The 7373-nt window shown below is 35.4% G+C and carries 8 protein-coding genes; 1 reads left to right on the forward strand and 7 read right to left on the reverse strand.

Annotated features, from left to right (window positions below; translation table 11 throughout):
• Positions 1–61: 61 nt before the first annotated feature.
• Both ypeB and sleB read right to left on the reverse strand, forming a co-directional pair.
• Entirely contained in the window at positions 62–1402 is a 1341-nt protein-coding gene (ypeB, locus tag AC1DJR_RS12620) for a germination protein YpeB (RefSeq protein ID WP_477002738.1), read from the reverse strand.
• A gap of 15 nt (positions 1403–1417) precedes the next feature.
• Positions 1418–2197, reverse strand: a complete 780-nt coding sequence (sleB, locus tag AC1DJR_RS12625; RefSeq protein WP_410591955.1) for a spore cortex-lytic enzyme — start codon at positions 2195–2197, stop codon at positions 1418–1420.
• A gap of 145 nt (positions 2198–2342) precedes the next feature.
• Between sleB and AC1DJR_RS12630 the strand changes: the two genes are divergently transcribed.
• Positions 2343–2675, forward strand: a complete 333-nt coding sequence (locus tag AC1DJR_RS12630; RefSeq protein ID WP_289403988.1) for a DUF3889 domain-containing protein — start codon at positions 2343–2345, stop codon at positions 2673–2675.
• Positions 2676–2731: 56 nt separating this feature from the next.
• On the opposite strand, the gene AC1DJR_RS12635 is transcribed toward AC1DJR_RS12630, so the two are convergent.
• The 5 genes from AC1DJR_RS12635 to kynU form a co-directional block, all read right to left on the reverse strand.
• Complete coding sequence (locus AC1DJR_RS12635) at positions 2732–3367, reverse strand: Pr6Pr family membrane protein (RefSeq protein ID WP_429687218.1); 636 nt, start codon at positions 3365–3367, stop codon at positions 2732–2734.
• A gap of 20 nt (positions 3368–3387) precedes the next feature.
• Entirely contained in the window at positions 3388–4305 is a 918-nt protein-coding gene (locus tag AC1DJR_RS12640) for a serine hydrolase domain-containing protein (RefSeq protein WP_429687219.1), read from the reverse strand.
• A gap of 126 nt (positions 4306–4431) precedes the next feature.
• Positions 4432–5271 carry a tryptophan 2,3-dioxygenase gene (gene kynA, locus AC1DJR_RS12645; protein WP_477002739.1) on the reverse strand — a complete coding sequence of 280 codons (840 nt, stop codon included), beginning with the start codon at positions 5269–5271 and terminating at the stop codon, positions 4432–4434.
• Between the two features lie 32 nt (positions 5272–5303).
• The gene (gene kynB / locus AC1DJR_RS12650) at positions 5304–5933 is read right to left on the reverse strand and encodes an arylformamidase (protein ID WP_477002740.1); all 630 of its coding nucleotides are present in this window, start codon (positions 5931–5933) and stop codon (positions 5304–5306) included.
• Positions 5934–5935: 2 nt separating this feature from the next.
• Complete coding sequence (gene kynU / locus AC1DJR_RS12655; RefSeq protein ID WP_477002741.1) at positions 5936–7222, reverse strand: kynureninase; 1287 nt, start codon at positions 7220–7222, stop codon at positions 5936–5938.
• Between the last annotated feature and the right edge of the window lie 151 nt (positions 7223–7373).

Raw genomic sequence — 7373 nt, forward strand, 5'->3', positions numbered from 1 at the left:
AAACAAAGCATTAACATATATATAATGATTTTCATTATTTTCACCACTTTATCATTGATGTTTAATCATAAATTTTTTCAACAGCTTGCATCTTCTTCACTTTTTCTTCTGCTCCGCTATTTGCGTTAATGAAAATTTGGTACGTATCTTTCCCTAAAGTACCAATAWATTCATAACAAAGTACTTCATTATGCAAGTCATTTACTACTACAGCTTTACGTTCTTCCATAACTTTTACATCGGGATTAATTTTCTTTTTCGCCTCAGCAGCAGTTAGCTTCGCACTCGGAATTGTTCGTTTTTGATGCGATGCTAAATATTCCTTTGCGGAAAAACCAACAATCGATCCATCATCTAAAGCAATTTTCATTTGAATTGCTTCTGGATAAATACGCACTCCATTTTCACTTACAACGTACGTAAACACACCGATATTATCATATTGAGAACTATCAAACAGCTCCATATTTGTAAACTTGTGATCCTTTAAAAACGTCAATCCTTTACTTCCTGCATCATTTAAACTAATTTTTTGTTCTTTAATTTCTCGATTATTCATTACCCAAATTGGGTATCCACCTTTTCCGGTAATATCCATATAATACTCATTGTTCGTTGCTGGATCTTGAATTTTCACACTGTAGAATGATTCTTTTGCACCTTTTCCACTTTTCTCAACTTCTACTTTTTCATTCCCTTTTAAGTTTAAAAATGATTTCGCGATTTTTTCCGCTTCCTCTTTCGAAATCGCCTTTCCTTTTGCCTCAAATCCGCCTTTTTTATTCTTTTGTGCACTTGTAAAAGTCGGTCCAAAGTTTGTGGACGAGTATGATGTTACATTCTTTTCTACCGTCTTTAATCCATCGATAATTGTGTTATCTGCTGGRTCTTKGTTTGACGCAAGAGCCATTTCTACATCCATCCARCGAAGATTATTTTTCAATACAAGATGCTGCACTTKTCTCAGTTCATCTTGTATATTTGCTGCATTTGAATATAAACCTTGTAACGTTTTATATTCTTGATCATTTAACGGTTCTTTTTCTAAATCACGAACCGCTGTACGATAACTAAAATCACCAATATTCGCAAGGAACTCTTCCGTTTTATTAAATGGCATTAATGTTAAAGGTAATTGTCCTACATCAGAACGAGCCTCTGATGTTAAACGCCATACATCTACTAAAGCTGGCGATAATGAGGAACGTGAATTCATCGCCAGTGTTGTTCCAATTTTATCGTGTAATAAATCAACTTCATATGCTAAATCATGAAACGCACGCTGATAACTATTTTCCGCTCGAATTAATACTGCATTTTTCTCTTGATGCTCTTTATAGCCCCAATACCCTGTTCCGACTACACCTACTGTTAACAATACGATGATAATACCTCGTAACATGTTTCCACCTCCGCTCTATTTACAGAAAATATGCTTACCAATTTTTTTAATTTGTGGACGAGTCCAAATCCATTTGCTTGTCGCAGTATCTGGATTGAAATAATATAGTGCATTCCCTGTTGGATCCCATCCATTGATTGCATCTAATACGGCTTTTTTCGCATTCTCATTTGGCGTTAAATATATTTGTCCATCTGCTACTGCTGTAAAGGCTCTCGGTTCAAAGATTACACCTGAAACGGTATTTGGAAACGATGCACTTGTGACACGATTTAAAATTACCGCAGCCACTGCAACTTGTCCTAAATATGGCTCGCCACGTGACTCTCCGTATACAGCGTTTGCCATTAACTGAATGTCATTTTGAGAATAACCGTTTGGAACATTTGTCCCTTTACTTTGTGGTGGTTTATTTTCTTGTGCAGTACCACCGCTATTCCCTTTATTAGTTGTAGTACCTTTATTAGCGGTCGACTTATCATACTTCGTCGCCTTTACAAGCATTTGCTTCGTTTTAGCACCCGCTAAACCATCAACTGGCAATCCGAATTTTTGCTGAAAGTTTCGAAGCGCCCAATATGTACCCCATCCGAAAACACCATCAATTTTTCCCGTATAAAATCCGTTATATTTTAAACGAGATTGTAATTCAATGACATCTTCTCCAGATGCACCTCTTTGAATCACTTGATTAGAAAAAGCTTCTACATTTTTCATTTGTATACTACTGACCATCAATGATAGTCCCACAAATACAAGCAAAATCGCTATCTTGAAAACAGCTTTTTGACGCATGTATTTCCCTCCTTAATTACGGAAATGATTTCATGGTTATGTTTTGTAAAACCCTCGCTTTTATGTAAAGAAGACAAAAAAATCCAAACTTATATGCTTGAAGATATATGCACACAATATAAAAAAAGAGTAAAAGGAGCTTATTATGAAGTATTTCTTCACACGTATAGCATTCTCGATTTTTTTACTAACAACATGTTCAACTATATATAATGGTCCATCTATAGTTCACGCACAGCCGCCCTATGCAAAATGGGGTAAACTGGCCGTTGAAAAAACGAAAGAACAATATCCGAAAGCAGAGATTATTGATTACCTTCATATAGGTAGAAAACCAAAAACTGTTCAAATAACAGTTGAAAAATTTAAGCTGTGGCTGCGTGAAGGTGGGAAAGAATATGGTGTTTTTGTTGATGTAGAATTCGATACGAAAACAGAGAAATTTTTAAAGATGTCATTTCAGAAAACAAATCGGTAAAACAAAGAAACCTCCGTCTTTACATACAGACAGAGGTTTCTTTATGTACTTCTTCCTTAATAAGGAGGATTATTTTTTATATGCAAAGATCGATTCCCTAACATTTTTACTAATCCGCAAATAGCTCCAATTACAACCGCTATTCCGATACTATATAAAAGTACTTTCCCATATCCACCTATTCTCGGATCGAGAAACGGATATGGGTACCAATTAACGAATGGACCGCGTATTAAGCTATAGACAACATATAAAAGCGGGAAAATCAGCCAACTAGTAGCTTGTTTCCACGTGATTGTCTTCGTAGGTGGATTTATAACCCAATCTAAAATCATTGCTAATGGCATGATGTAATGAAGCACAGTATTTACCCACGGTATCGGTGTTTGAAGTGACTCTTCTAATCCCCTTAATAACAAAAAATAAATAAGTCCTGTTGTCAGTATGTATACTGTAGCTGCACCGCGAAGAACTCCAAACTGCTCGGAACGTCCGAGTGTGGCTGTCCCCAAACTACTTAATAGTAGAATTACCGCCACTAAAATATTGCTTTCAATTGTAAAGTAACTAAAAAAATTAACTGGATTGAACGGTTTCACTTGTGCTCTTGTAACAAATTGAGTAATAAGTGCACTAAACGCTAGAAGACTTAATAACAGTCTATAAATCGCTATCATGTTTGCACTTCTCATAAAACACCCCCTTCCTCTTCTTATTTATGATTGGAATTCTCTTTTATATGTTCTATAAATAACTTTAATGGTACGAGGCCACGTTTTGGCATGTGACTACTAATTACAGCTACGAGCTCTAACTGCGGAATGATAATAATGTATTGCCCTCCRTATCCCATAGCAAAATACATACAATACGGTATGTGAAATCTTTCRTTATTTAAYACCCACCAGTGATATCCATATGCCCCGACATGTTCATACGTTTCAAATAGGGCCTCACCTGATTCTTCTAACCATTTCGGTGATACAATTTCATTACCCTTCCAATATCCATTGTGCAAACATACTTTTCCTAACTTTAATAAATCTATAGATTTCATTTTAATACCAAATCCGCCAACATATATACCTTGCGGGTCTTGTTGCCACTCATACTCCGTAATGTTTAACGGCTCAAATAAATACTTTTTCGCGAACTGCTCCGTCAACATTCCAGTTGCTTGTTGAATGATGTAACTAAGTAAGTGAGAAGAACCTGAATTATAATTCATTTTCGCACCCATTTCTTCAATGAGCGGTTTTTCTAAAATGTATTGCACCCAATTGTCTGATTCCACAAAATCATTTGGGAAAACAACCCCATTTCCGAACTCTTGCCAATCTTCTCCTGTTGTCATCGTTAATAAATGATACAGTGTTAGTTCCCTCTTTTTCTCCGGTACATTTGGAATCCATGTTGTGATTTGTGTATGTATATTATTTATAAATCCTTTATCAATTGCGATACCAATTAATATAGATACGATACTTTTTGTAATCGAATTAATTTTAAATAAGTCATTTGCACAGTCTATCGTTTTATAGTATTCAGTCGTTAATTCCCCCTTTTGATAAACAAGAAATGTATTAACTTTTTTCTTTTCAAATTTACTTTGTAATTGCTCGAAATTCAAGTAATCTTCCTCCATCTAAATGATTATGTAATATTTGTTGTTCATCTCGTTCTCTCTATTAAATCATATTTGTTTTTAAAACAAAAAAATAAACTTGCCAGCCTTTATCAGCTGACAAGTTTATTCTTATAATTTCGTTCGAACGTTCCAAAGCTCTGGGAAGAAGCATTGATCAAGCACTCGCTTTAAATAAGATACGCCAGAAGAGCCACCTGTTCCCATCTTATGACCAATAATTCGTTCTACCGTTTTCATATGACGGAAACGCCATTGTTGTAGCCAGTCTTCAATATCGATTAATTTCTCTGCAAGCTGATATAAATCCCAATATTTCTGCACGTCCGCATAYACTTCTAYCCAAGCCGCTTCTACMGTTGCATCCTCTTCGTAAGGCTGCGTAATATCACGATTTAACACATCTTTATGAATTGGGAATCCTTCTTTAACAAGCGCTTGTATCGCCACATCATACAAACTTGGTGCATGAAGTGCTTTATGAAGACGAGCATGTAATTCCGGGTCCTTTTCATAAATCTTTAATGCATGTGGTGTTTTATAACCAAGTGCATACTCAATCATTCGATATTGATACGATTGAAAACCTGAAGCCTGACCAAGTGAATCACGGAACTCAATGTATTCTGATGGCGTTAATGTCGCAAGAATATCCCAAGATTGAATAATTTGCGACTGAATTTTTGATACACGTGCTAACATTTTAAAKGCWGGTGSTAATTTATCTTGTTTAATAGATTCAATYGCTGCATTCAGTTCATGTAAAATTARTTTCATCCAAAGCTCACTCGCTTGATGGATGACGATAAATAACATTTCATCATGATGATCTGATAATCTTTGTTGACTAGATAATAAGCTATCTAGCTGTAAATACTCTCCGTACGTCATATTYTCCTTAAAATCMGTRTGAATCCCTTTTTCCATAATTACCTTTTCGTTTTCTTTCATATTAGTCAAACGCCCCTTTTATATATTTCTACTTATATTGGCCTAATAACAGCGCGAACTGGACTTCCATCTGCATCTGTTAATGCAAGTGGTAATGCAATAAGYTCGTAATCGCCGTCTRCTACGTGATCTAGTACGACATTTTCTAAAATGTGWATTCCRTGTTTAAATAATTGATGATGMGCTGCTAGTTCTTTATCATCTAAAGGATCAACAGATGGTACRTCCACCCCGATTAAACGAATTCCCTTTTCAGAAAGAAAGGCTGCAATATCTGTGCGTAAATGCGGGATTACATCTGGGAATTCATTTGCTTTACCATGTGAAGATGTACGTAATAACAATCGTTCTACACCTTCTAAATGAAAGTTTTCTAATTCCTTTTTCCCGATGCTTTCAAGATTAGAAACGTCAATGATTCGCGCTGGGCCAACATAAACTTGAATATCTAAATCCAACACCTTCTTACCGTCATTATCAAAATGAAAAGGTGCATCAATATGAGTACCTGTATGGATACTCATCGTTAACTTTCCGACATTTACTGAACCACTGTTTTCTTTTGACCATGAAACTTCATACGAGAACGGTGTATCCCCTGGCCACGTCGCGATATCATTATTTAGCGGTTGTGAAATATCAATCCACTGCRATGTTTTCATGCTTACGCCACAACCTCTCGCTTATTTTCAAAGTTYTTATATTCTTCMTYTTTCATAATTTTCTTTAARATTTGTACAGAGTTCCATACTTCCTCATACGTATTGTATAAAGCAACAGGCGCAAGTCTAACTCCATTTGGAGCTCTAAAGTCTGGAATAACCCCATTTGCTTTTAACGCTTTACAAATACGCGCCGCCTCAGCATGTTCTAAATAAATATGCCCGCCTCGTTTTTCATCCTCTAATGGATTTCCAATTGTAAATTCAAAGCTTTTTAATTCATGTTCAATTAAATCAAGCATATATCTCGTAATATGTAATGATTTTTCACGTAACTTCTCAATACCAGCTTCTTTAAAAATTTCAAGAGAACCGATTAATGGTGCAGTACTTAATACGTGAGGTGTCCCTATTTGATAAGCTCCAGCATGGTCAGCTGCAGTTAATGAATGCTCCATATCAAATTGCTTATCTTTTCTAGAACTAAACCAACCAGATAATCCTGGGAGTCTATTAAAGTGTTTATTATTTACATAAAGGCCCGCAACACCACCAGGACCTGCATTTAAATATTTATAATTACACCATACAGCGAAATCTACATCCCACTCTTTAAAATGATGCGGAATGGAGCCGATTGAATGACATAAATCAAAACCGATATGAATACCACGTTTATGAGCTTCAGCTGTTAATCGCTTCATATCAAGAATTTGTCCACTTCTATATAGTACAGAAGGCAATAATATTAAAGCGATATCATCGGTCATCGCATGAATAATATCATCTTCAGAAAGTGTTCTTCCATCTCGGCTTTTCACTCGTACTAAATGTTCATCTGGATCTAAGCCTTTTAAACGAATTTGACTCTGAAGTGCATAAATATCTGACGGAAAAGTTAATTCATCCGCAAGAATTTTTGTTCGTATTCCTTTCGGCTCATAAAACGTCGCAATAACTTGATGTATATTCGCAGTCGTGGAACCGGTTACAATCGTTTCTTCCGGTAAAGATCCAATAAGAGGTGCTGTCAATTCACCCAATTTCTCCGAAAGGAAAAACCATGGATGCTCACCTTCAGTCCATCCATCAATCCCAAACTCTTTCCATGAATCTAGCAAGGTAAGTAACGATTTCTCTGCTCTTTTTGAAAGCAACCCTAAAGAGTTACCATCTAAATATATTGTTCCTTCTTTTTTATAAAATTCAGATTGAAAATCTTTCAGTTCATCATGTTTATCACATTCAAGCGCATACTCATAAGTTGGTTGAAATGGTTCTTTATACATGGTGTCACCTTCTTTTAATTTTCTTTTTATTCTAACTAATTGAAATATATCACTTAAATTGATATAACGTCAATGATATTATGTCAGTTGACTTTATATACAAACTTCTTTTACAATACAATTATATTTTCAGATATTTCAGTATAAAGAG

The organism is Bacillus sp. 05T31, assembly GCF_056396725.1.